Source organism: Dactylosporangium sp. NPDC000244, assembly GCF_040300725.1.
GTDB lineage: Bacteria > Actinomycetota > Actinomycetes > Mycobacteriales > Micromonosporaceae > Dactylosporangium.
Window position 1 is genome coordinate 150,063 of the sequence record NZ_JBEPEH010000017.1, and the last position, 21,785, is coordinate 171,847.

Here is a 21,785-nt window from a genome sequence, read left to right on the forward strand (position 1 = left end):
GACAAGAAGGGGGCCTCAGTAAGAACTTTTACCACTAACAGTTAAGGAACCTTGCTGAAAGGGAGCGCGATGGTGTCTCGCGAGGAACTCACGACGGTGGTGCCGACCGCCGTCAGTGCCTCGCCGCCGGCATCCGCTCCGACCTCGCCCGCCCCGGTCGACGGATTCGCCGCCGGCGGCAACGGCGAGAGCGTCCTGGTCCGCGTCCGCGCCGGGCTCCCCGAGCTCACCGGGGCCCTGCAGCGCGTGGCCGAGCTGATCCTCGCCGACCCGGCCGCCGCGGCCCGCTCGACCATCGTCGAGCTCGCCGAGCGCTCCGGCACCTCGCCCGCCACCGTGACCCGCTTCTGCCGGGCGCTGGGCTTCGTCGGCTACGCCGACCTGCGGCTGGCCATCGCCGGCGAGACCGGCCGGGCCGCCCGCACCGGCGGCTGGACGATGGACATCGGCCGCGAGATCCAGCCGACCGACCCGCTGGAGCGGGTGCTCGGCCAGATCATGGCCGCCGACACCCAGGCGATGCACGACACCGCCTCCCTGCTGGACCTCGGCGAGGTCGAGCGGGCCGCGGACGCCATCGCCCGCGCCGACCGGGTCGACATCTACGGCGCGAGCGGCAGCGCGCTGGTCGGCGGGGAGATGCAGTTCTGCCTGCACCGCATCGGCATCGCCGCCTGGGCCTGGACCGACGTGCACAACGGCCTGGCCAGCGCGGCGCTGCTCAAGGGCGGCGACGTGGCCCTCGGCGTCTCCCACAGCGGGCAGACCCGCGAGACGATCGAGATGATCGCCGAGGCGAGCAGCCGGGGCGCGACGACGATCGCGCTGACCAGCTTCCCGCGCTCGCCGCTGGCCGAGGTCGCCGACATCGTCCTGCTCACCGCGACGCAGGCGACCACCTTCCGGCCGGACGCCCTCTCGGCCCGGCACCCGCAGCTCGTGGTGCTCGACCTGCTGTACATCGCGGTCGCCCAGCGCACCCACGAGCGCGCCCACGCAGCGTTCTCCGTCACGGCCCAGGCGGTCGCCGGCCACCGGTCGGCCTCCGGAAAGGAAGCGTCGTGACCACCCTCCAGGACGCTCGCGCGGGAAAGGGCGACGGGATGGCCGTCACCGCTCACGGTTACGTCTCCGCGATCCAGTCGGTCATCGACCGGATCGCCTCCACCCAGGCCGACAACGTCAGCAAGGCGGCGGAGCACATCGCCGACTCGCTGCGCGCCGGCGGCCTCCTTCAGGCGTTCGGCACGGGACACTCCGAGGCGGTGGCGGTGGATTTCGCCGGCCGCGCCGGAGGCCTCGTGCCGACGAACAAGATCCTCCTGCGGGACCTCGTCGTCTACGGCGGGGAGGACCCGAAGATCCTCGAGAACGAGAAGCTGGAGCGCGATCCGAAGATCGCGGCCCGGCTCTACGAGATCGCCGCGCCACGTCCCGAGGACGTGTTCGTGATGGCCTCACAGTCGGGGATCAACGGGGGGATCGTCGAAATGGCGCTGCTGATCAAGCAGCGCGGGCACAAGTTGATCGCCATCACATCGGTCGAGCACACCGTCCGGGTGTCCCCCAGGCACCCCTCGGGCCAGCGGCTCGCCGACATTGCCGACGTCGTGCTGGACAACGGCGCGCCGTACGGCGACGCACTGCTGTCGCTGGATAGCGGCGGCGCGGTCTGCCCGGTCTCTTCGGTCACCAACGCGCTGCTGGCGCAGCTGGTGGTCGCCGAGGTCGTGCGACGCATCGAGGCCGCGGGCGAGGTGGCTCCCGTCTACCTGTCCGCAAACGTCCCCGGCGGGGACGAGCACAACCACACCCTCGAGTCGCGGTACGCCGGGCGTGTCCGGCGAACCGCCTGACCCGAACCGAGGAGACCCCCAAATGTCCAATGAACTGACTCGTCGTACCGTCCTGCGGCGCGCGGCTGCGGCGGGCCTGCTCGCCACCCCCGCCGCCGGGCTGCTCTCCGCCTGCGCCGGCTCGGACGCCACGTCCGACAAGGGCAGCGACACCGGGACCAAGTCGGCCGACAACCCGTTCGGCGTCAAGGACGGCAGCACCGTCAAGGTCGTCGTCTTCGACGGTGGTCTGGGCACCGACTACGCGAAGAAGGACGTGCAGATCTTCAACGCGAAGCACGCCAACGTCACGGTGAACCAGAGCGCCACCCAGAAGATCAAGACGCAGGAGCAGCCGAAGATGGCTACCACTCCGAGCGACCTGATCAACAACTCGGGTGCCGACATCATGGACACCAGCACGCTGATCAACGAGAACGCGATCCAGGCGCTGGACGACCTGCTCGACGCCCCGACCTGGGACGGCTCCGGCAAGATCCGCGACTCGCTGCTGCCGGGCACGATCAACGACGGCACCTACAACGGCAAGTTCTACACGCTCAAGTACGCCTACACGGTGTGGGGCATGTGGTACAACGCCGCCCTGTTCGAGAAGAACAGCTGGACCGCGCCGAAGACCTGGGACGAGTTCTTCACCCTCGCCCCGAAGATCAAGGCCGCCGGCATCGCGCCGTTCGTCTACGACGGCGTGCACGGCTACTACCCGCGCTGGCACGTCATGGCCACCGTGTGGAACGCGGCCGGCAAGCAGGCTGTCGTCGACATCGACAACCTCAAGCCGGACGCCTGGAAGGCCGCGGGCATCCTCGAGGGTCTGCAGAACATCGAGAAGATGGTCAAGGACCAGCTGATCCTGGCCGGCAGCCAGGGCCTCAACCACACCCAGTCGCAGCAGGCGCACCTCGACGGCAAGGCCGCCTTCATCCAGGTCGGCACCTGGTACAAGAACGAGATGGCCAAGACCCTGCCGCCGGACTTCAAGCTGACGCTGTCGAACTACTGGGACGTGGCCAGCCCGAAGGCGGCCGGCGCGGTCTTCGCCGGTGCCGGCGAGGACTGGGTCGTCCCGGCCAAGGCCGAGAACGCGGCTGGCGCGAAGGAGTACCTGCGCGCGATGCTGTCCTCCGAGGGCGCGGGCGCGTTCGCCTCGCTGACCAAGTCCCTGGCGTCGGTCAAGGGCTCGGGCGACAAGGTGGACGACTCGGCGCTGGCGAGCGCGAACACGCTCATGAAGAGCGCGCCCGCCGACCTGATCTCCTTCCGCTTCCCGGACTTCTACGCCGACTACGGCAAGGAGAGCGAGAACCTCTGCGAGGACCTCATGGCCGGTCGCGTCGACGCGGCCGGGTTCGTGAGCAAGATTCAGGCGGCCGCCGACAAGATCGCCAAGGACCCGAACATCAAGAAGCAGACCCGCACCAACTGACCCCGTTTCCCGGTTAGGTAGTGACTGATCATGCGGCACGGTAAAGCGCGGTTCGTGGTGGGCTTCCTCGCCCTACCGGTACTGCTCTTCGCGTTCTACGTGGTGTGGCCGTTCGCCCAGGCGGTGGGGTACTCGTTCACCGACTGGGGCGGCTACTCGGACAAGCAGAACTTCGTCGGCGTGGACAACTACGTCCGGCTGTTCAAGGACGAGCTTGTGCACAAGGCCTTCTGGCACAACGTGTTCTTCCTCGTCACCGTGCCGCTGTTCACGATCGCGCTGGCCTTGTTCTTCGCGTTCCTGCTCAATGTGGGCGGACGCGGAGACAAGGCCGGCATCCGGGGTGTGTTCGGGTCCAGCGTCTACAAGGTCATCTTCTTCTTCCCGCAGGTGCTGTCGCTGGTCCTCATCGCGGTCATGTGGCAGCAGATCTACCGCACCGACGACCAGGGCCTGCTCAACGGCCTGCTCATCAAGTTCGGCCTGCTCGACCCCCAGCACCCCAACCTGTTCGTCGCCGACCCCACCCCGATCCTCGGCATCCCCGCCGTGCTCTGGTGGCTGCTGCTCATCGCGATCTGGAGCGGCGTCGGCTTCTACATGGTGCTGTTCTCCGCCGCCATGCAGGGCATCCCGAAGGACATCTACGAGGCGGCGCTGCTCGACGGCGCCGGCCGGGTGCACACGTTCATGCGGATCACCCTGCCCCTGCTGCGCGACAACATCTCGGTCGCGTGGGTCTACCTGGGCATCACCGCCCTGGACATGTTCGCCCTGGTCTACGTCATGACCCCCAGCCAGGGCGGCCCCGACCACGCCTCCGAGATCTTCGCCTCGGTGATTCAGTTCACCGCCTTCAACCGCGGTCAGTTCGGTTACGCGTGCGCCCTCGGTGTCGCGCTCGCCATCTTCACGATGCTGATCGCCGCCCTCCAGCTGCGGATCACCCGCCGCGAACGAATCGAGTTCTGACATGGCTGACGTGGTGGTGAACGACAGGCGCACGGCCTCCGGCGGCGGTGGTTCGCGCCGCGCGGTACCGAAGGCCGCGGCGGAGCCGGCCAAGATCGGCGACAAGGTGTTCGGGGGCTTCTCCCACCTGTTCCTGATCGTGTGGGCCCTGATGGTCGTCTACCCGATCCTGTGGGTGGTGATCTCGTCCTTCAAGGAGGACAAGTACATCATCAAGGAGCCGCTCTCCCTGAACCCGCACGCGCTGCAGTGGGACAACTTCTCCCGCGCGTGGACCAAGGGCGGGCTGGGCGAGTTCTTCTTCAACACCGTGATCGTCGTCGGCGGCGGCGTGATCCTCACCATGCTGCTGGGCTCGATGGCCGCCTACGTGCTGGCCCGCTACGAGTTCCCGGGCAACCGGGCGATCTACTTCCTGTTCCTGTCGGGCCTGACGCTGCCGGTGTACCTCGCCGTCGTGCCGCTGTACAAGGGCGTCTTCAACTCCGGCGTGTCGATCCCGCTGCTCGGCCTGAACTCCCGGTTCATGCTCATCCTCGTGTACGTCGCCTGGTCGCTGTCGTTCACGATCTTCTTCATGCACTCGTTCTTCCGCACGCTGCCGACCTCGGTCGCCGAGGCGGCGCTGGTGGACGGGGCCTCGCACACCACGCTGTTCTTCCGCGTGATGCTGCCGATGGCCAAGCCGGGCCTGATCTCGATCGGCATCTTCAACGTGCTGGGCCAGTGGAACCAGTGGTACCTGCCGACCGTGCTCATGCAGGACACCACCGGCGCCGGCAAGGTCCACGAGGTGCTCGCCCAGGGCCTGATCAGCCTGTCGGTGCAGCAGGGCTACAAGTCCGACTGGTCGGGCCTGTTCGCCGGCCTCACGATGGCCATGCTGCCCGTGCTCATCGTCTACATCGCGTTCCAGCGGCAGGTGCAGGCCGGCCTCACCGGCGGCATCTCCAAGTAACCCGAGCCCGCGCGGCCCTGGCGCTTCCACGAGAAGTACCAGGGCCGTGCGATGTAATGATCGAATGCTCGTCGCGCTCACGCCCTCCGGCTCCGGCGGCCTCCTGCGGCCGCTGGCCGACGACGGCACGCCCACCGGCGCCGAGCAGCACGTCCAGGACCTGGCGGGGGCGGTCGCTCGAGTCGAGTCACGCGATCGCCCCCGCTGGCTCTGGGCATCCACCGCCGAGATCTACCCGCGCCTGGTGCGCGCGGGCGTGCGCGTCGAGCGCTGCCACGATCTCGAGCTCGCCGAGGCGCTCCTGCTCGGCGCGGAGGGCGCCTGGGGCCAGCCCCGAACGCTCGCCGCGGCGAGCGCCCGCCTGGCGGGACGGCCGGTGCCGCCCGACCCGCCGGCGCGGGCGGCCGAGCCACCCGGACTGTCGCAGGATTCGCTCTTCGACGCCTTCGATGCTGCGGCCGTACCGCTGGAAGAGCTGACGGCCGTCTACCGGGCGCAACGGCGCCGGGTCGAGGCGCTGCCGGAGCTCGAGTCCGCGCACGCCCTCGCGCCCCGGGCGGGCGGCATGCGCACCCTGATCGCCGCCGAGTCCGCGGGCGCCCTCGTCGCCGTCGAGATGGGCCTGGCCGGCCTGCCCTGGCGCGCCGACGTCCACGACGCCCTGCTGCGCGAGATGCTCGGCCCGCCCTCCCCGGTCGGCGGCCCGCCCGCCCGCCTGGCCGAGCTCGGCGTGCGCCTCAACGAGGCCCTCGGCCAGCGCGTCCACCCCGACTCCCCGGCCGAGCTGCTGCGCGCCTTCGCCCGGGTCGGCATCATGCTGCGCAGCACCCGCAAGTGGGAGCTGGAGCACGTCGAGCATCCGGCGGTGCCGATCCTGCTGGAGTACAAGGAGCTCTATCGCCTCTGGACGGCGCACGGGTGGAGCTGGCTCGAGCAGTGGGTCACGGGCGGGCGGTTCCGCGCCGAGTACATCCCGGGCGGCGTCGTCTCCGGCCGCTGGGCGACCCGCGGCGGCGGCGCCCTGCAGATCCCCAAGATCGTGCGCCGCGCCGTGGTCGCCGACCCCGGCTGGGCGTTCGTGGTCGCCGACGCCGGCCAGCTCGAGCCGCGGGTGCTCGCCGCCGTCTCCGGCGACCGGCGCCTGGCCCGCGCGGGCGCGGCCGGGGACCTCTACGCGGCGCTGGCCGCCGAGGCGTTCGGCGGCGACCGGATGAAGGGCAAGATCGCGCTGCTCGGCGCGATGTACGGCCAGACCGGCGGCAGCGCCGCGCCCGCCCTCGCCGCCCTGCGCCGCTTCTACCCGGCCGCCTGGGACCTCGTGGAGGAGGCGGCCCGCACCGGCGAGGCCGGGGGACTGGTGCGCACCTGGCTCGGCCGCACCTGCCCCCCGGCGTCGGTGACCTGGCGCGAGGGGTTCGACGAGCCCGGGGCCGAGGTCGAGTCCCGCGGCGGGGCCAGGGGCCGGGCCCGGGGCCGGTTCACGCGCAACTTCGTCATCCAGGGCACCGCCGCCGAGTGGGCGCTCGTGCTGCTGGCCCGCCTCCGCGCGGCGCTCGCCGGGCGCCGCGCGGAGCTGGTGTTCTTCCAGCACGACGAGGTCATCGTGCACTGCCCGCGCGACGAGGCCGAGGCGGTCGCGGCCGCCGTGCACGCCGCGGGCGAGGAGGCCCGGCGCCTGCTGTTCGGCGACACCGAGGTCCGCTTCCCCCTCGACGTGTCGATCGTCGACTGCTACTTCGACGCGAAGTAGGCGGCCAGCATGTCGGTGTGCGTGGAGAAGCAGAGGGGCCGCGGGCCGACGGAGATCTCGAAGCCGAGCGACTCCTCCGTCCGCGTGGAGGCGGGGAGGTCGGCGAGGGGGCGCGGCGGCAGTACCCCGAAGACGATGAGATTCCCGCTCGGCACGCTGTGCACGTCGAAGAGCCGCACGTCGGCCGCGTCCGCGAGGATCGTGGTCTCCTCGCGCAGCTCGCGCACGGCCGCCTCCTGCCAGGTCTCACCGACCTCGATGAACCCGCCCGGGAGCGCCAGCTCGCCGCGCATCGGCTCGATGTCGCGGCGCACCACCACGATGCCGCGCCCCTGGTCGGTGTCGACCGGCAGCAGCGTCACCGCGACCGGCAGCGGATTGCGCCAGGTGGTCTCGCCGCACGCGGCACAGACCCGTGGCCAGGGCGCCCCTTGCGGATAGGCGGCACCGCAGTACGAACAGTGATCATGGAGGGCCATGAGCATGGAGCCTATCGAGCGCGTACTAGTCTGATCCGAGTCGGTGCTGAAACCGTCGGACGTAGGAGAGCCCGCTGAGCGCGATTGCCGGACTCGTACTCGCCGCAGGTGGTGGCCGCCGGTTCGGCGGTCCCAAGGCCCTCGTGCGCCACGAGGACGGCCACCTGCTGGTCGAGCGCGCCGTCGCCACCCTGCGCGACGGCGGTTGCACCCGCATCTTGGTCGTCCTGGGCGCCGAGTCCGCCCGAGTCCGCACCGAGGCGTCCCTGGGCGACGTGACGCTGCTGGACAACCCGGTGTGGAAGAGCGGCATGGGCTCGTCCCTGCGCGTCGGGCTGGCCGCCCTGGCGGAGACCGACGTGGAGGCCGTGATGGTCCTGCTCGTCGACACCCCGGGCATCGGCCCGGACGCGGTGGCCCGCATGCTGGCCGAGGCCCCGTCCGGCCCCGGCGCCCTGCTGACCGCGACGTACAAGGGCAAGCGGGGCCACCCGGTGATCCTCGGCCGCGGCCACTGGCCGGGCGTGACCACTCTGGCCACGGCGGACGTGGGCGCGCGGGCCTACCTGGTGGCCCACGCGGACCAGGTCCAGGGCGTGCCGTGCGAGGACATCGCCGACGACACCGACCTCGACGTGCCGGCCGACCCGGCGGAGTGACCGCCTTCTCGAAAGCTCCGCGCGGTCAGTGCTGACGGTGGGCGCGGGTCCAGAGCGCCGCCCAGCCGCTCGCCCCGATCCGCGCGGCCGGGACGTGACCGCCTTCGCGAGACACTGGGCTCCGCGCGGTCAGTGCTGACGGTGGGCGCGGGTCCAGAGCGCCACCCAGCCGCCCGCCCCGACCCACGCGGCCGGGACCAGCAGCCCGTGCTCGGCGATGCGCTCCCAGAACACGTCCCGATCCGCTCCCAGCTCGACCGCGTCCGGCCAGGCGGCCTGCCACGGCCCGTCCTCGTCGTGCAGCGCCGAGGCCGGGAACCCGGGCACGGTGACGCGGCGAGGCCCGGCGACCGCCACCCCCGGCCCCGCCCACGACGTCACCGCGAGCGCGCACGCGCACAGCATCGCCACGCCGATCCCCTCCGGCCGCCGCCCGGCGAGCACCGGCGACCCGCCGCGCAGCAGCGTGCCCGCCGCTCGCCGGACCCGCCGGGAGACCACCTCGACGGTGCGCGCCTCGGCGACACCCGGCGCCTTGGCCACGGTCCGCAACGCCCCCGCCAGCGGCTCGTCCAGCGCCAGCGGCGCCAGCTCGGCCACCCCGTAGTCCGCCAGCACCCCACCGAGCGGCCGCACCCCACCGGCCAGCCAGACCTGCCCCGCGGTGAGCCCGTCCCCGTCCCGAGCCGGACCCACCGCGGGACCCGCCGCCGGACCCGCCGGACCCGCCGCCCGACCCGCCGCCCGACCCGCCGCCGGGCCCGCCGCGGGGTCGCCCGCCTCGAGCGCCGCGGCCACCGCCCGGACCAGCGCCGCCGGCGACATCCGCCGTAGCGCCGTCATCGCCGCCACGCCGTCGCCCGCCGTCCCGTCCGTCAGCCGCGCGAGGAGCGACACCGCCGCGGCCACCGGCTCCGAGCGCACCGCCGAGTCCGCCAGGGACCCGAGCGCCGCCGCGTGCTCGGCCGAGATCCGGCCGGCCGGCGTGCGCACCCGCCCGCGACGCTGCCGCGCCGGCTCCGGGGCATGCCGCGGTGCCGGCGGCTCGGTCGCGCGCGGCCGCCCGGGATCCGGTGGCGGCGGCAGCGTGGCCACCCACGCGCGGAACCGCTCGGCCAGTTCCGGCTCCGGGTCCTGGTTGAACCGCGCCCGCAGCTGCTGAATGCGCCACCCGCGGGCGGTCGGGCGGAGGTCGGCGTTGAGCAGGATGCGGTCCTCGGTGCGCACGGCGACGAGGAAGGCCCGCCCGGCCAGGGCGTCGGCGGTGTGCCACTGCGCGCCGATGCAGTTGCCCATGTACGCGCCCCACTCCGCCGTGCGCCGCGGCGTCAGCGCGATCTCGATCCGCTCGCCGCCGCCCGGCAGCACCGCCCCGTCGGCCGCGAGGATGGCGTCGGGCAGCGCGAACGAGCCGGTCAGCGCCTCCACCACGGCCGCCTCGCCCTGCAGCACCGAGATCAGCTCGCCCCAGCCGCGAGCCCGCCGGGCCGCGGCCGCGGCCGGAGCGCCGTCCCGCAGCCCGGCCAGCCCCGCGAGCTGCGCGGTGCCCCCGGCGACCAGCGCGATCGAGTCCCAGCGCGGCGCGAGCGGCGACTCCTCGGCCGCCGGGACGTCATACACGATCTGCGGGACCCGGCCGTACTCCACGACCGCCGCCGAATCCCCGCCCAGCCGCGCGAGCGCGTCGCCGAGCTCGGCCAGCCACACCAGGTCGCCGATCGTCTCCCGGACCGGCTCGCCGCGCGCGATCCGGTGCCCGATGCTCGGGCTCTCGGCCGTGGCGAACAGGGGCGGCTGCCACCACCCGGCGGCCCGGCCGGGGCAGAGCGGCCCGGCCTTCTCCCGCCAGTCGTCCATGGACCGGGCGGCCCACCGCTCGGCGATCTTCCGCACCCGCCCGTCGGGCTCGTCCGTCATCTCGTACAGCAGGTCGTCCGCGTGCTCCAGGGCCAGCCGCCCGTACGCCCGGGCGTTGGCGATCGCGTTGCGCACGAAGGCGTCGTCGTCGCGCGATGGATGGCGCAGCCGCCGCTCGAGCCCGCGCAGGATCACCCCGGGCCGGGCGGGCAGCCCCGTGAGCCCCGGCACCGCGCGCGTCGCCAGCCGGACGGCGGGTTCGTCGAGCAGCGCCCCGGCCGCCGTGATCTCGTCGCGGTGGCGCACCAGCGCCGCGGCCGTCCCGGTGTCGGCGACGGACACGGCGAGCCGCAGGAGCACGGTGGCGGCGAGACAGTCGTGCAGGACGCCGGTGGCGCGCTGGTGGCGGTACGTCTGCGGTATGCTCCACCGCGCCGCGTCGGCCACGCTCGGCTCCCGGCGCAGGCTCCGGCGCACGGCATCGACGATCTCGTCGTCGCTGTGGACCTCGTACCGCGCGCGCAGGTCGTCGCGCCGGTCCACCCGCGCCTGCGTCTCCCGCCGCCGCCGCGTGCGCCGCCGCGCCTCCAGGTGCGCACAGACCCCGTCCCAGAGGCTCAGCAGCAGCCGCGGCCGCCGCGCCCGCGGGACGGCCTCGAGCACCTGCCGCAGATGCTCCCCGACGACGGAGGGCAGCCCGTCGGGGAACGGGTCGGCGTCGTCGCCGTCCCCGCCCGGCCGGTGTTCGGCGTCGGGTGCCCGCGCGGCCTCTGTGCCGGTGACCTCGAGCAGCCGCACCGGCTGCTCGGGCCCGAGCGCCTCTGGTGCCCGCGCGGCCTCTGTCCCGGTGACCTCGAGCAGCCGCACCAGCTGCTCGGGCCCGAGCACCTCCGCGGCCGCCACCGCGAAGCGCAGCGCGGCCCATCGGCCGTCCGCCACGGCCCGGGCCGCGGCCGCCCCGAGGGGCTTCGTCGCCTCGATCCCGAACAGCGCCACGGACACAGCGGCCGGCGCCCCGAGCGGCTCCGCCCCGAGCACGCGCAGCGCGGCCAGCATCCCGTCGCGCCGGTTGCCGGCCCCGCCCTCGATGCGCGCCGACCGGAACCCGCCGCCGAGATCCACGCCCGCGTCGGCCGCCACGACGCCGGCGCGGTCGACGAGCGCCCGGAGCCGCTCGAGCGCCGCGGCCGCCGGCGCCTCCCCGGCCTCGGCGGGCCCGACGGCGACGGGCTGCCCGGGGCGATCCGCGCCGGGGGGCAGGACGCGTTCGTGGGGGGCCGGGACCACACCGCCGGTGAGACGCGCTGTCACGCGCCCATGATGGCGGCGGGGGCGCCTTCGACGCAGCCGCATTTTCCGCGGTCGCGCCGGATTGCCGGCCGTGGTGCGGATGACTCCCTTCGTAGCCGCATGTTCCGGGGCTGTGGTCGCGCCGGTACGCGGCGTGACGAATTACCGGCCGCCGGGGCGGATGGCTCCCCGATCGGCGGGCGGAGAGGCATAGTTGGGGCGTGCCGGACTTCGCGTCGCCGGCCGCTCTCGCGGCGCGCCTGGCCGACGCGGGTCACCTCGCCGACGAGGGGCTCGCGGTGGCGGGCTTCCCCGCGCTGCGCCCAGGGGCCGGTGGCCTTGCCGCCGCTCACCCGGACGTCGACGCCCGCGTCGCGGGCCGTGCGATCGCGGCGCTGGACGCGCGGCCGCAGACCCTGGAGGTCCGCCGTGCGTGAGGTGCTCGACGATCTGCTGGGCTGGTGGCGCACGGGCGAGCCGGTCGGCATGGCCACCGTGGTGCGCACCTGGCACAGCTCGCCCCGGCCGCCCGGCGCGACGATGCTCGCCGGGCCGGACGGCACCGCGGTCGGCAGCGTGTCGGGCGGCTGCGTCGAGGGCGCGGTCTACGAGCTCGCCCGCGAGGTAGTGGAGTCCGGCGTGCCGGTCGTCCAGCGGTACGGGGTGAGCGACGACGACGCCTTCGCCGTGGGGCTCACCTGCGGCGGCGTCATCGAGCTGCTCGTCGAGCCCGTCGACCGCGCGCGGTTCCCGGAGCTGGAGCGCGTGGCGCACGCGATCGAGCGGCGCGAGCCGGTCGCCGTGGCGTCCATCGTGGAGGGACCCGCGCGGCGCATCGGCCGGCGGCTCGTCGTCTGGCCGGATTCCCGCGACGGCACCCTGGGCTCGGCGCGCCTCGACGCCGCGGTCACCGACGACGCGCGCGGCCTGCTCGCGGCCGGGCGCACCGACACCCTGCACTACGGACCCGACGGCGAGCGCCGCGGCGAGGGCTTGGCGGTGTTCGTGGCCTCGTTCGCCCCGCCCGCGCGCATGCTCGTCTTCGGCGCCATCGACTTCGCGGCAGCGGTCGCGCGGATCGGCGGCTTCCTGGGCTACCACGTGACGGTCTGCGACGCCCGGCCGGTCTTCGCGACCTCGAAGCGCTTCCCGGACGCGGACGAGGTGATCGTCGACTGGCCGCATCGGTACCTCCAGGGCGAGATCGACGCCGGCCGCCTCGACGATCGCACGGTCGTGTGCGTGCTCACCCACGACCCGAAGTTCGACGTGCCGGTGCTGCGGGTCGCGCTGCGCCGCGAATTCGCGTACGTGGGTGCCATGGGCTCCCGCCGCACCCACGAGGACCGCGTGGCACGCTTGCGGGAGGCCGGGGTGAGCCCGGCCGAGCTCGCGCGGCTCTCGTCGCCGATCGGCCTGGACCTGGGCGCGCGCACGCCGGAGGAGACCGCGGTGAGCATCGCGGCGGAGATCATCGCCGGGCGCTGGGGCGGCGGGGGAGCGCGGCTCACCACCACGGCGGGCCGCATCCATCACGAAATCCATCACGACGTCCGCCGCGACCCGGTCTGAGCTGCCCCTCCGCGTCCTCCCGCACGGCCGCGTCCTCCTGCCCCCGTGTCCTCCCGGCCCCATGTCCTCCCGGCCGTGTGTCCTCCCGGCCCGCGCCCTTTCAGCCCCGCGTCCTCCCGCCCCGTCCTCCCGCCCGCTGCGAGGTCCCCGTGTCCTCCCGCCCGCACTGAGGTCCCGCGTCCTCCCGCTCGCCGCGAGGTCCCCGCGTCCTTCCGCCCGCCGCGAGGTCTCGCCCGCCGCGCCATCCCGTACGGCCGGGCGCGGGGAGAAGCCCACGAGCCCGCCGGCCTCTCCACGCGGCCGGCATCCCAAGTGCCCGGGCGCCCGATCGGCCGGTCGCCGCCGGGTTGCCGCCGAGGAGTGCAACGGATTCGGTCCGCAGAGCCGGTTCCGAAGCCCGCCCCGGCCCCCGTATCGTCCTGCGAATGCTCGCGACGATGCTCGCCGCCGCGCTGATCGCCGGCGTCTACGTGCTGCTGATCGCCCGGCACCTGCACAAGGCCGCCGCCCCCGGCCGCCCGCACCGCCGCTTGGCCGGCGCCGAGCGCGCCGCCACCGCGCGCCTGCTCGACGGCGACCTCGACCGCGCCGGCTACCGCGCCGAGCTGGAGATGCTCGCCGCGCTGGACGCCGCCGAGCGCCCGCTGGTGGTGCCGGCGGCGGAGCACTAGGGGCACGTTCGCCGGACGCCGAGCGCGCCTGCTCCACGGCGACCTCGACCGTGCCGGCTACCGCGCCGAGCTGGAGAAGCTCGCCGCGCTGGACGCCGCCGAGCGCTCGCTGGTGATGCCCGCGACGAAGCACTAGGCGCGCGGTCGCCGGCGCCGGGCTCGACCGTCGGAGTGGTCTGCCGGGCGCTCGGCGTCCAGGGTGACTACCGTCGAGATGGCCCCGGCTCACTCGGCCGGGCCGTCGACCTATGGAGGTAGGGCCCGTGCAACTGGAGAACACCTTCACCGTGCCCGTCCCGGTCGAGCAGGCGTGGGCGGCGCTGCTGGACATCGAGCGGATCGCCCCCTGCGTGCCCGGCGCGACCGTCACCGCGGCCGAGGGCGACGACTTCACCGGCACCCTCGCGGTCGAGCTCGGCCCGGCCGCCCTGATGTTCCAGGGGTCCGGGTCGTTCGTCGAGCGCGACGAGGCCGCCCGCCGCATGGTGATCAGCGCGTCCGGGGCCGACAGCGGCGGCGGAGGCACGGCCCGGGCGCGGGTGACCGCGGCCCTGGTCGCGGAGGGTGACGGCACCCGGGTGCGCGTGTCGACCGACCTCGACGTCACGGGCGAGGCCGCGCAGGCCGGCCCCGGGCCCATCGGCGACGCCGGCGAGCGGCTGATCGGCGGGTTCGCGGACCGCCTGGCCGCGACGCTGACCGGCCCCGCGCTGGTCGCGGCCGCCGGGTCCGCGCCGGTCGCGGCCGCCGGCGACGCCCGCGCCGGGGAGCCGATGGCGCCGGTGCAGCCCGACGCGGAGCCGGCCGACCTGCTCGCGGTCCCGGGCGTGGGCACGATCGTGCGGCGCGCGGTGCCCTACGTGGTCACGGCGGCGACGAGCTTCGCGGTGGTGCTCGGCATCATCTGGTGGATCCGCCGCCGCTGAGCGGTCTTGATCCACACCGGCGGTTCATCCGATAAGGTGACTTTGAGTTACTATCGGATGACTAAAGGTGATGGCGGATGATCGGCATCGGAAGACGGCGCCGCCTCGGCACCCTGGCTGTCGCGGCGGCCGCCGTGATCGCTGCAGGGCTGCCGGCGAACGCCGCGCCCCCCATGGGAACCGTGTTCAACGCGGCCGTGGCGGGGGAGTCCAACGGGTACGTGGTCATGCTCAAGACGCCGCCGGGCGCGCAGAGCGCCGGGCAGGCCAAGGCGGCGGTCGCGGACGCCGCCGGCAAGATCGCTCAGCGGGTCGGCGGTGAGGTCCGCGAGCAGTACAGCACGGCCGTGCGCGGCTTCGCGATCGACAACATCGACGACGCCAAGGCCCGGCAGATCGCGGCCGACTCCAACGTCGTCAGCGTCGAGAAGAACATCATGCTGCACGCCGACGCGACCCAGGCCTCGCCGCCGTGGGGGCTGGACCGCATCGACACGCATGCGAACGCCCGGGACACGACGTACACGTACCCGAACTCGGCCCCGGACATCACCGCATACGTCCTGGACTCCGGCATCCGCATCACGCACAACGACTTCGGCGGCCGGGCCGGCTACGGGCGCAACTTCGTCGACCGGGTGAAGAACTACTACTACAACCCGGACAACGCCAACAACAGCAACGACCCGAACAACAGCAACGACTGCGACGGCCACGGCACGCACGTCGCCGGCACGATCGGCGGCACCAGCTACGGCGTGGCGAAGCAGATCACGCTGAAGGCCGTGCGCGTGCTCGACTGCAGCGGCAACGGCTACCTGTCGGAGGTCGTAGGCGGCATCGACTGGATCACCGCGTACGCGCAGCACCCGGCCGTGGTCAACATGAGCCTCGGCTCCGACAGCCCGACGATCGTGCTCGACGCGGCCCTGAAGCGCTCCATCGCCTCCGGGCTGACCTGGTCGGTCGCGGCCGGCAACGGCGACGAGAACGGCAACCCGACCAACGCCTGCAACAACTCGCCCGGCAACATCGCCGAGGCGATCGTGGTCGGCGCGTCGACGATCGAGGACAAGCCGGTGTACTGGTCCGACTACGGCCCCTGCGTGGACCTCTACGCGCCCGGCGTCGGCATCACCTCGGACTGGAAGGACAGCGACTCGGCGACCAAGGCGCTGGACGGCACCTCGATGGCCTCCCCGCACGTCGCCGGCGCGGCCGCGCTGATCCTGCAGGCGCACCAGGACTACAACCCGACCCAGGTGCGCAACGCGCTGGTGCAGGGCTCGTCCGTCGGCGTGCTGGACATGTCGTCGTATCCGGCGTACGCCCGCAACGGCACGCCGAACCGGCTGCTGTTCGTCCGCCAGGCCGACCCGGTGCGCCCGGTGGGCAAGCCGCAGAGCCTCTACAACCCGAAGTTCGGCACGACCGAGGTGTACGCGCGCTCGGCGGACGCGAACAAGCTCATGTACGCGTACTGGTCCTCGGACTGGTCGGGCTGGATGGACCTCGGCGGCACGATCCAGGGCGACCCGGCGGTGCTGTACAACCCGCGGTTCGGCACGACCGAGGTGTACGCGCGGCTGTCGAACAACCACCTCGGCTACCGGTACTTCTCCGGTGGCTGGTCGCCGTGGATCGACCTCGGCGGCTCCCTCGCGGGGAACCCGGCGGTCATCTACAACCCGAAGTTCGGCACGACCGAGGTGTACGCCCGCACGTCCACGAACTCGCTGGCCTACGTGTACTACTCCGGCGGCTGGTCGGGCTGGACGGACCTCGGCGGGACGCTCACCGGCGATCCCGGGGTGCTCTACAACCCGAAGTACGGGACCACCGAGGCCTACGTGGTGACCGGCAGCGGCCTGGCCTACGTGTACTACCTCGGCGGCTGGTCCGCCTGGACGGGCCTGGGCGGCTCGGTGCAGGGGACGCCGGCGGTGCTCTACAACCCGAAGTACGGCACCACCGAGGTCTACCTGCGTACGTCCGGCAACCAGCTGTCCTACGTCTACTACCTCGGCGGCTGGAGCGGCTGGACCGGCCTCGGGGGCAGCCTCGACCAGGACCCGGGTGTGGTCTACAACCGGTCCTCGGGCACCACGGAGGTCTACGTGCACACCTCGGGCAGCGAGCTGCGGTACGTGTACTACCTCGGCGGCTGGTCGGGCTGGAACAACCTCGGCGGCAACAACACCGGCAGCCCGTCGGTGCTGTACAACCCGCGGTTCGGCACCACCGAGGCGTACACGCTGGCCCAGGACGGGCACACGTACTACAAGTACTACGCCGGCGGGTGGTCGACGTACGTCGACCTGACCGCGTGACATAGGCATGTGACGCAGACATCCACGGTGGCCCGCGCTCCGGCGCGGGCCACCGTGCTGTTCAGTGCGTGGGCCCCAGGGTCGGCCACGGATGCGGCGCCTGGGGGAGCGTGAACGTCTCGACCCCGGCGGGCGTGCGGCCCGAGCCGACCCAGCCGGCCAGTGCCGCGCCCGTTGCCGGGGCCATCATGATCCCGGTGGTGAAGTGGCCGCCGGCGAACCACGCGTTGGCGACGCCGGGCAGCCGGTCCACGACGGGCTGGCGGTGCTCGATCCGCGGGCGGAAGCAGCACCAGCGGTGGCTGATGCGCGCCCCGTCGGCGGCCGGCAGCAGCGTGGCCAGCGCCTTCGCCATCGGGTCGCTCACCTCGGGCCGGACGTCGGCGCTGTGGTCGCCCTCGTCGAAGGTGCCGCCGCAGACGACGCCGCCGCCCGGCAGCGGGGTGCCGCCGCCGTAGGGGCCGGCCAGGACGCTGCCGAGGCGCCACGGGCCGGGGGCGATGGCGAGCATGTGGCCCTTGACCCAGCGCTGCGGTACACCCTGATGCCACGGCGGCGGGACGAGCCCCGTGGCCACGATCAGCGCGCCCGGGGTGAGGTCGCCGGCCGTGGTGTGCACGGTGGCGACGCGGTCACCGCGCACCGAGACGCCGAGCAGGCCGACGCCGGTGACCACCTGCCCGGCCCGGGCGGCGAGCACGGCGGCGAGCCGGAGCGGGTCGACGGCGAGCTGGTCCTCGGCGAGCAGTGCGGCGGCGCCGTCGGGGAGGCGGACGTCGGGCTCCAGCGCGCGCACGTCGTCCTCGCCGAGCACCCGCAGGGCCGGGTCGCCGGGGTCCGGGACCGTCCCGGCCGGGCGGATGTCCAGCCAGCGCGTCGTGCGGATGCCGAGCGCGCCCTGCCATTCGGCGTCGAGGTCGCGGTACAGCTGCCGGCTCTGACGCCCGAACGCCACGAACTGTGGCTCGTCGGTGAGCACGTGCATGTCGGGGGCGATCGCGCCGCCGTTGCCGGAGGAGGCGCCCGGGGCGAGCCGCGGGGCGCGCTCGATCAGCACCACCCGCCCGAGGCCGGCGCGGCGGGCGAACACGGCGGCGGCGAGCCCGATCGCGCCGCCGCCGACCACCAGGACGTCGGGGCTGCGGTCAAGGTCCGGCGGGCGGCCGGGGGCGAGGAGGGCGCGCTCGTCCGCGCTGCGCCGATCGTCCCAGACAGTCACACGATCCACCGGGCAATTGTTGCTCAACTATGGCGACATTTGGATCACGACCTTTCTGATCTGAGGAAAGTTGCGCTGCGAGATAGACGTCGCACGATTTAAACTGTGCTTCTGCCTCAGGAGGTGCCCGATGTCATTGCTCTCGGCTCTCGACTCCAGGCACACGGTCGCGCCGGAGGGGTACAGCCGCTGGCTGATCCCGCCCGCGGCGCTCGCCGTGCACCTGTGCATCGGTCAGGCGTACGCCACCAGCGTCTACAAGAACTCGCTCATCGCCCACTTCGGCGCCAGCCAGACCGCGATCGGCATCATCTTCAGCATCGCCATCGTCATGCTCGGGCTGTCGGCCGCGGTCGGCGGCACCTGGGTCGAGCGCAACGGGCCGCGGAAGGCCATGTTCGTCTCGGCGTGTTTCTGGGGCGCGGGCTTCCTCGTCGCCGCGCTCGGGATCGGCACGAAACAGCTGTGGCTGGTGTACTCCGGATACGGCGTCCTGGGCGGCATCGGGCTCGGCATCGGCTACATCTCGCCGGTCTCGACGCTGATCAAGTGGTTCCCGGACCGCCCCGGCCTGGCCACCGGCCTGGCGATCATGGGCTTCGGCGGCGGCGCGCTGATCGCCAGCCCGCTGTCGCGGCAGCTGCTGTCGCTCTACGACGCCGGCTACAACCCGGACGACGCCAAGTCCGTCGCCGGCGGCTCCGCCCTCGTCCTGCTGTTCGTCACGCTGGGGCTCGGCTACTTCCTCATCATGATGTTCGGCGTCTTCAACGTCCGCGTGCCCCGCGAGGGCTGGCGGCCCGCGGGCTTCGACCCCGCCTCGATCCGCGAGCAGCCGATGGTCACGACGGCGAGCGTGAGTGCCGCCAACGCCCTGCGCACCCGCTCGTTCTGGCTGCTGTGGATCGTGCTGTTCTGCAACGTCACCGCCGGCATCGGCATCCTGGAGCAGGCCAGCCCCATGATCCAGGACTTCTTCCGGACCGGCGGCGCCTCCGGCGTCAGCGTCGCGGCCGCCGCGGGCTTCGTCGGCGTGCTGTCCCTGTTCAACATGGCGGGCCGCTTCGCCTGGTCGGCCACGTCGGACGCCATCGGCCGCAAGCCCATCTACATGATCTACCTGGGCGTCGGCATGGTCCTCTACGCGCTGCTGGCCTCGGTCGGCCACACCGCCACGGCCCTGTTCGTCCTGCTCGCCGGGGTCATCCTGTCGTTCTACGGCGGCGGCTTCGCCACGGTGCCGGCCTACCTGCGCGACCTGTTCGGCACCTACCAGGTCGGCGCCATCCACGGCCGCCTGCTGACGGCCTGGTCGGCGGCGGGCGTGGCCGGCCCGCTGATCGTGAACGGCTTCCTCGACGCCCAGGGCAAGCCGGGCACCCTGACGGCGTCGGCGTACCAGCCGGCCCTCTTCACCATGGTCGGCGTCCTGGCCGCCGGCTTCATCGCGAATCTGCTGATCCGCCCGGTGCCGCAGCGCTTCCACGAGCCGGTCACCGCCGAACCGGAGAAGGTGGCGTCATGAGTTACCCGCGGCCCCGCACCGACGCGCAGACGGCCCGCCTGGTGGTGAGCTGGGCCTTGGTGGCCGTCCTCCTCGGCTACGGCGTGATCGAGACCGTCATCACCGCCGTCAAGCTCTTCGGCTGACGGTCCCCGGGGCGCCGACGGTCTAGCCCTCGGCGGACCGGCGGCGCCCCTCCTCGAAGAACGCCCCCAGATCCGGCAGCTCACGCACCGGATGCGCGGCCCCGAACGACATGTTCCAGAAGTCCCCGGCCCGCGCCCGCCACGGCCCGACGTACGCGTACGGCTCCCCGATCGCCGAGTCCCCGGCCGACACCCCGTAGTTCACCTCGTCGAGCGAGATGCCGAGGTCGAAGTGCTCCGGCCACAGCACCGGCGTGGCCTCGGCGCTCAGCGCCCGCAGCGCCGCGTCGCCGGCGACGAACGCGGCCAGGATCTCCTCGGCCCGGTCGAGCACGACCCAGTCGCCCGCCGTCGCGCCCGACCCGTCCGGATACAGGTCCGCCGGCGCCCCGGGCTCGACGCCCGCGTCCGCGGCGATCTCCCCGAGCGTGCGCCCGGCGAGCGCCACCCGCCGCTCGCCGCCGACGAGCAGCGCGTCGGCGGTCACCCGCAGGTCGGGCGCGGCCACGGTGGCGAACCCGCCGCCGGTCACCCGGAGCCGGATGGTCCCGCTGGCCCGGTACTGCGGCCCGGCGAGGACCAGTTCCGCCAGCCCGTGCAGCGAACGTCGCGTCTCGTAGGTCACGGACCCATGATGCCTGCTCGCTCCCGGGCTAAACCCACGGCACCGGCGGCCATAGACTTCCAGCCGTGACGCGTGCGCTGTTCGACGTGCACACCCACTTCCTGCCGGCGCGGATGCTGCGCAAGGTGTGGGCGTACTTCGACGAGCCCGGCCCGCTCGTCGGGCGGCCGTGGCCGATTCAGTACCGCGGCTCGGACGAGGAGCGGGTGGCCCTCCTGCGCGGGTTCGGGGTGCGGCACTTCACCGCGCTCGCGTACGTCCACCGCCCCGGCATGGCCGAGGACCTCAACGCGTGGACGATGGGCTTCGCGGCGCGCACGCCCGGGTGCCTGCCCAGCGCGACGTTCTTCCCGGAGCCGGGCGTGTCCGGCTACGTCGAGCGGGCCGTCGCCGACGGGGCCCGCATCTTCAAGGTCCACCTGCAGGTCGGCGGGTACGACCCGCGGGAGGCCGTGCTCGACCCCGTGTGGGGCCGCCTCGCCGAACTGCGGGTGCCGGTCGTCGTGCACGCCGGCTCCGGCCCGGTCGCGAACGGGTTCACCGGGCCGGACCCGTTCGGCGAGGTGCTGCGGCGGCACCCGGGGCTCGTCGCGATCGTCGCGCACATGGGGGCGCCGGAGTACGAGGGGTTCCTCGGGCTGGCCGAGCGGCATCCGGGGGTACACCTGGACACCACCATGGTCTTCACCGACTTCTTCGGCGGGCCGCCCGCGCCGCTGCTGCCGCGGGTCCGGGCGCTGGGGCTCGCCGGGCGGGTGCTGCTCGGCAGCGACTTCCCCAACATCCCGTACGCGTACGCCCACCAGCTCGAGTCGCTCGAGCGGCTCGGGCTCGGCGAGGACTGGCTCGCCGCGGTCTGCTGGGACAACGCCGCCCGCCTGTTCCCGGGCGTCGCGGACCCCGGCGGGGCGGGCCTCAGCGGGTGAGGATGAGGTCGGCCCGGTCGCGGGTGCCGGCGATCACCGCGGCGTTGCGCTCGTCGCTGCGCTGCACCCAGTCCTCGGCCTCGGGCAGGTCGAGGCCCTTGGCCAGCTGCCGGCGCACCAGCGACTCCTGGCGCACCTGGTCCGGCGCGTCGAGGTAGAGCACGAGGTCGACGAGCCCGCGCACCGACGCCCACGGGCCGTGGTCGAGCAGCAGGTAGTTGCCCTCCACGACGATCGTGCGCACGTCGGCGGGGACGGGGATGACGCCGCCGATCGACTCGTGCAGGGTGCGGCTGTAGGCCGGCGCGTAGACGAGCTCCTCGCCGGCCCGCAGGCGCCGCAGCAGGTGCACGAACCCGGCCGCGTCGAACGTCTCCGGCGCGCCCTTGCGGTCGGTCAGGCCGAGGCGGTCGAGCTCCACATTGGACAGGTGGAAGCCGTCCATCGGTACGGCCACACTGGACAGTCCCTCGTGGACGTTCAGCGCGCTGGAGAGCGCCGACGACAGCGTGGACTTGCCGGCGGCGGGCGGGCCGCAGATGCCGATGATGGTGCGCCCCGTCCGGCCCCGGACGAAGGGCGCGACCACCTCCAAAGCCGGCTGCAGCACGTCCGGATG

At 73.3% G+C, this 21,785-nt stretch carries 20 protein-coding genes; 15 read left to right on the plus strand and 5 right to left on the minus strand.

The annotated features are described in order from the left end of the window. Positions 1–69 precede the first annotated feature (69 nt). From ABT369_RS24970 to ABT369_RS24995, 6 genes are all read left to right on the plus strand, one after another. Positions 70–1,065 carry a MurR/RpiR family transcriptional regulator gene (locus ABT369_RS24970; protein WP_350615339.1) on the plus strand — a complete coding sequence of 332 codons (996 nt, stop codon included), beginning with the start codon at positions 70–72 and terminating at the stop codon, positions 1,063–1,065. 38 nt (positions 1,066–1,103) lie between these two features. Then, entirely contained in the window at positions 1,104–1,856 is a 753-nt protein-coding gene (locus ABT369_RS24975) for a sugar isomerase domain-containing protein (RefSeq protein ID WP_350615469.1), read from the plus strand. 22 nt (positions 1,857–1,878) lie between these two features. Then, positions 1,879–3,282 (plus strand): N-acetylglucosamine/diacetylchitobiose ABC transporter substrate-binding protein, encoded by a 1,404-nt coding sequence (gene ngcE / locus ABT369_RS24980; protein WP_350615340.1) that lies wholly within the window; start codon positions 1,879–1,881, stop codon positions 3,280–3,282. Positions 3,283–3,312: 30 nt separating this feature from the next. After that, positions 3,313–4,254 carry a carbohydrate ABC transporter permease gene (locus tag ABT369_RS24985; protein ID WP_350615341.1) on the plus strand — a complete coding sequence of 314 codons (942 nt, stop codon included), beginning with the start codon at positions 3,313–3,315 and terminating at the stop codon, positions 4,252–4,254. Between the two features lie 151 nt (positions 4,255–4,405). After that, positions 4,406–5,212: a carbohydrate ABC transporter permease gene (locus ABT369_RS24990; RefSeq protein WP_350615470.1), complete on the plus strand. Its 807-nt coding sequence runs from the start codon at positions 4,406–4,408 to the stop codon at positions 5,210–5,212. A gap of 64 nt (positions 5,213–5,276) precedes the next feature. After that, positions 5,277–6,962 (plus strand): bifunctional 3'-5' exonuclease/DNA polymerase, encoded by a 1,686-nt coding sequence (locus ABT369_RS24995; protein ID WP_350615343.1) that lies wholly within the window; start codon positions 5,277–5,279, stop codon positions 6,960–6,962. Here ABT369_RS24995 and ABT369_RS25000 read toward each other — a convergent pair. Continuing rightward, the gene (locus tag ABT369_RS25000; RefSeq protein WP_350615345.1) at positions 6,944–7,441 is read right to left on the minus strand and encodes an NUDIX domain-containing protein; all 498 of its coding nucleotides are present in this window, start codon (positions 7,439–7,441) and stop codon (positions 6,944–6,946) included. The two genes, ABT369_RS24995 and ABT369_RS25000, sit on opposite strands and share 19 nt — an antisense overlap. Before the next feature lie 83 nt (positions 7,442–7,524). Here ABT369_RS25000 and ABT369_RS25005 point away from each other — a divergent pair, with 83 nt between their 5' ends. Then, complete coding sequence (locus ABT369_RS25005; protein WP_350615471.1) at positions 7,525–8,100, plus strand: nucleotidyltransferase family protein; 576 nt, start codon at positions 7,525–7,527, stop codon at positions 8,098–8,100. A gap of 129 nt (positions 8,101–8,229) precedes the next feature. Here the strand turns inward: ABT369_RS25005 and ABT369_RS25010 are convergent, their stop codons facing one another. Continuing rightward, the gene (locus ABT369_RS25010) at positions 8,230–11,268 is read right to left on the minus strand and encodes a hypothetical protein (RefSeq protein WP_350615346.1); all 3,039 of its coding nucleotides are present in this window, start codon (positions 11,266–11,268) and stop codon (positions 8,230–8,232) included. Between the two features lie 200 nt (positions 11,269–11,468). Here ABT369_RS25010 and ABT369_RS25015 point away from each other — a divergent pair, with 200 nt between their 5' ends. The 5 genes from ABT369_RS25015 to ABT369_RS25035 all read left to right on the plus strand — a co-directional run bounded on the left by ABT369_RS25015 (position 11,469) and on the right by ABT369_RS25035 (position 16,746). Beyond that, entirely contained in the window at positions 11,469–11,684 is a 216-nt protein-coding gene (locus ABT369_RS25015) for a hypothetical protein (protein ID WP_350615348.1), read from the plus strand. Continuing rightward, positions 11,677–12,819: an XdhC family protein gene (locus tag ABT369_RS25020; protein ID WP_350615350.1), complete on the plus strand. Its 1,143-nt coding sequence runs from the start codon at positions 11,677–11,679 to the stop codon at positions 12,817–12,819. The genes ABT369_RS25015 and ABT369_RS25020 overlap by 8 nt, the downstream gene beginning before the upstream one ends. Before the next feature lie 425 nt (positions 12,820–13,244). Next, complete coding sequence (locus ABT369_RS25025) at positions 13,245–13,490, plus strand: hypothetical protein (RefSeq protein WP_350615351.1); 246 nt, start codon at positions 13,245–13,247, stop codon at positions 13,488–13,490. A 263-nt stretch (positions 13,491–13,753) separates the two neighbouring features. Next, on the plus strand, positions 13,754–14,416 hold the full coding sequence (locus ABT369_RS25030) for an SRPBCC family protein (RefSeq protein WP_350615353.1): 663 nt from the start codon (positions 13,754–13,756) through the stop codon (positions 14,414–14,416). 77 nt (positions 14,417–14,493) lie between these two features. Then, positions 14,494–16,746, plus strand: coding sequence for a S8 family serine peptidase (locus tag ABT369_RS25035; protein WP_350615355.1), 2,253 nt, complete (start codon positions 14,494–14,496; stop codon positions 16,744–16,746). A gap of 61 nt (positions 16,747–16,807) precedes the next feature. On the opposite strand, the gene ABT369_RS25040 is transcribed toward ABT369_RS25035, so the two are convergent. Continuing rightward, entirely contained in the window at positions 16,808–17,974 is a 1,167-nt protein-coding gene (locus ABT369_RS25040) for an NAD(P)/FAD-dependent oxidoreductase (protein WP_350615357.1), read from the minus strand. Between the two features lie 121 nt (positions 17,975–18,095). Between ABT369_RS25040 and ABT369_RS25045 the strand changes: the two genes are divergently transcribed. Further along, a complete protein-coding gene (locus ABT369_RS25045) occupies positions 18,096–19,490 on the plus strand; it encodes an OFA family MFS transporter (RefSeq protein ID WP_502891821.1) in 1,395 nt (464 codons plus the stop codon). Further along, positions 19,487–19,615, plus strand: a complete 129-nt coding sequence (locus ABT369_RS25050) for an MFS transporter small subunit (protein WP_350615359.1) — start codon at positions 19,487–19,489, stop codon at positions 19,613–19,615. Before ABT369_RS25045 ends, ABT369_RS25050 begins: the two co-directional genes overlap by 4 nt. A gap of 22 nt (positions 19,616–19,637) precedes the next feature. Here the strand turns inward: ABT369_RS25050 and ABT369_RS25055 are convergent, their stop codons facing one another. After that, on the minus strand, positions 19,638–20,240 hold the full coding sequence (locus ABT369_RS25055; RefSeq protein ID WP_350615360.1) for a hypothetical protein: 603 nt from the start codon (positions 20,238–20,240) through the stop codon (positions 19,638–19,640). A gap of 65 nt (positions 20,241–20,305) precedes the next feature. Between ABT369_RS25055 and ABT369_RS25060 the strand changes: the two genes are divergently transcribed. Then, positions 20,306–21,166, plus strand: a complete 861-nt coding sequence (locus ABT369_RS25060) for an amidohydrolase family protein (protein ID WP_350615362.1) — start codon at positions 20,306–20,308, stop codon at positions 21,164–21,166. On the opposite strand, the gene ABT369_RS25065 is transcribed toward ABT369_RS25060, so the two are convergent. Continuing rightward, a complete protein-coding gene (locus tag ABT369_RS25065; RefSeq protein WP_350615364.1) occupies positions 21,156–21,776 on the minus strand; it encodes a nucleoside/nucleotide kinase family protein in 621 nt (206 codons plus the stop codon). The two genes, ABT369_RS25060 and ABT369_RS25065, sit on opposite strands and share 11 nt — an antisense overlap. Positions 21,777–21,785: the final 9 nt, after the last annotated feature.

What these genes read in the sequence shown, in the direction of transcription:
- ABT369_RS25050 (WP_350615359.1), top strand. Translation starts at nt 19,487, where the DNA reads ATGAGTTACCCGCGGCCCCGCACCGACGCGCAGACGGCCCGCCTGGTG.
- ABT369_RS25025 (WP_350615351.1), top strand. Translation starts at nt 13,245, where the DNA reads ATGCTCGCGACGATGCTCGCCGCCGCGCTGATCGCCGGCGTCTACGTG.
- ABT369_RS24995 (WP_350615343.1), top strand. Translation starts at nt 5,277, where the DNA reads ATGCTCGTCGCGCTCACGCCCTCCGGCTCCGGCGGCCTCCTGCGGCCG.
- ABT369_RS25045 (WP_502891821.1), top strand. Translation starts at nt 18,096, where the DNA reads ATGTCATTGCTCTCGGCTCTCGACTCCAGGCACACGGTCGCGCCGGAG.
- ABT369_RS24985 (WP_350615341.1), top strand. Translation starts at nt 3,313, where the DNA reads ATGCGGCACGGTAAAGCGCGGTTCGTGGTGGGCTTCCTCGCCCTACCG.
- ABT369_RS24970 (WP_350615339.1), top strand. Translation starts at nt 70, where the DNA reads ATGGTGTCTCGCGAGGAACTCACGACGGTGGTGCCGACCGCCGTCAGT.
- ABT369_RS25000 (WP_350615345.1), bottom strand. Translation starts at nt 7,441, where the DNA reads ATGGCCCTCCATGATCACTGTTCGTACTGCGGTGCCGCCTATCCGCAA.
- ABT369_RS24975 (WP_350615469.1), top strand. Translation starts at nt 1,104, where the DNA reads ATGGCCGTCACCGCTCACGGTTACGTCTCCGCGATCCAGTCGGTCATC.
- ABT369_RS25035 (WP_350615355.1), top strand. Translation starts at nt 14,494, where the DNA reads ATGATCGGCATCGGAAGACGGCGCCGCCTCGGCACCCTGGCTGTCGCG.
- ABT369_RS24990 (WP_350615470.1), top strand. Translation starts at nt 4,406, where the DNA reads ATGGTCGTCTACCCGATCCTGTGGGTGGTGATCTCGTCCTTCAAGGAG.
- ngcE (WP_350615340.1), top strand. Translation starts at nt 1,879, where the DNA reads ATGTCCAATGAACTGACTCGTCGTACCGTCCTGCGGCGCGCGGCTGCG.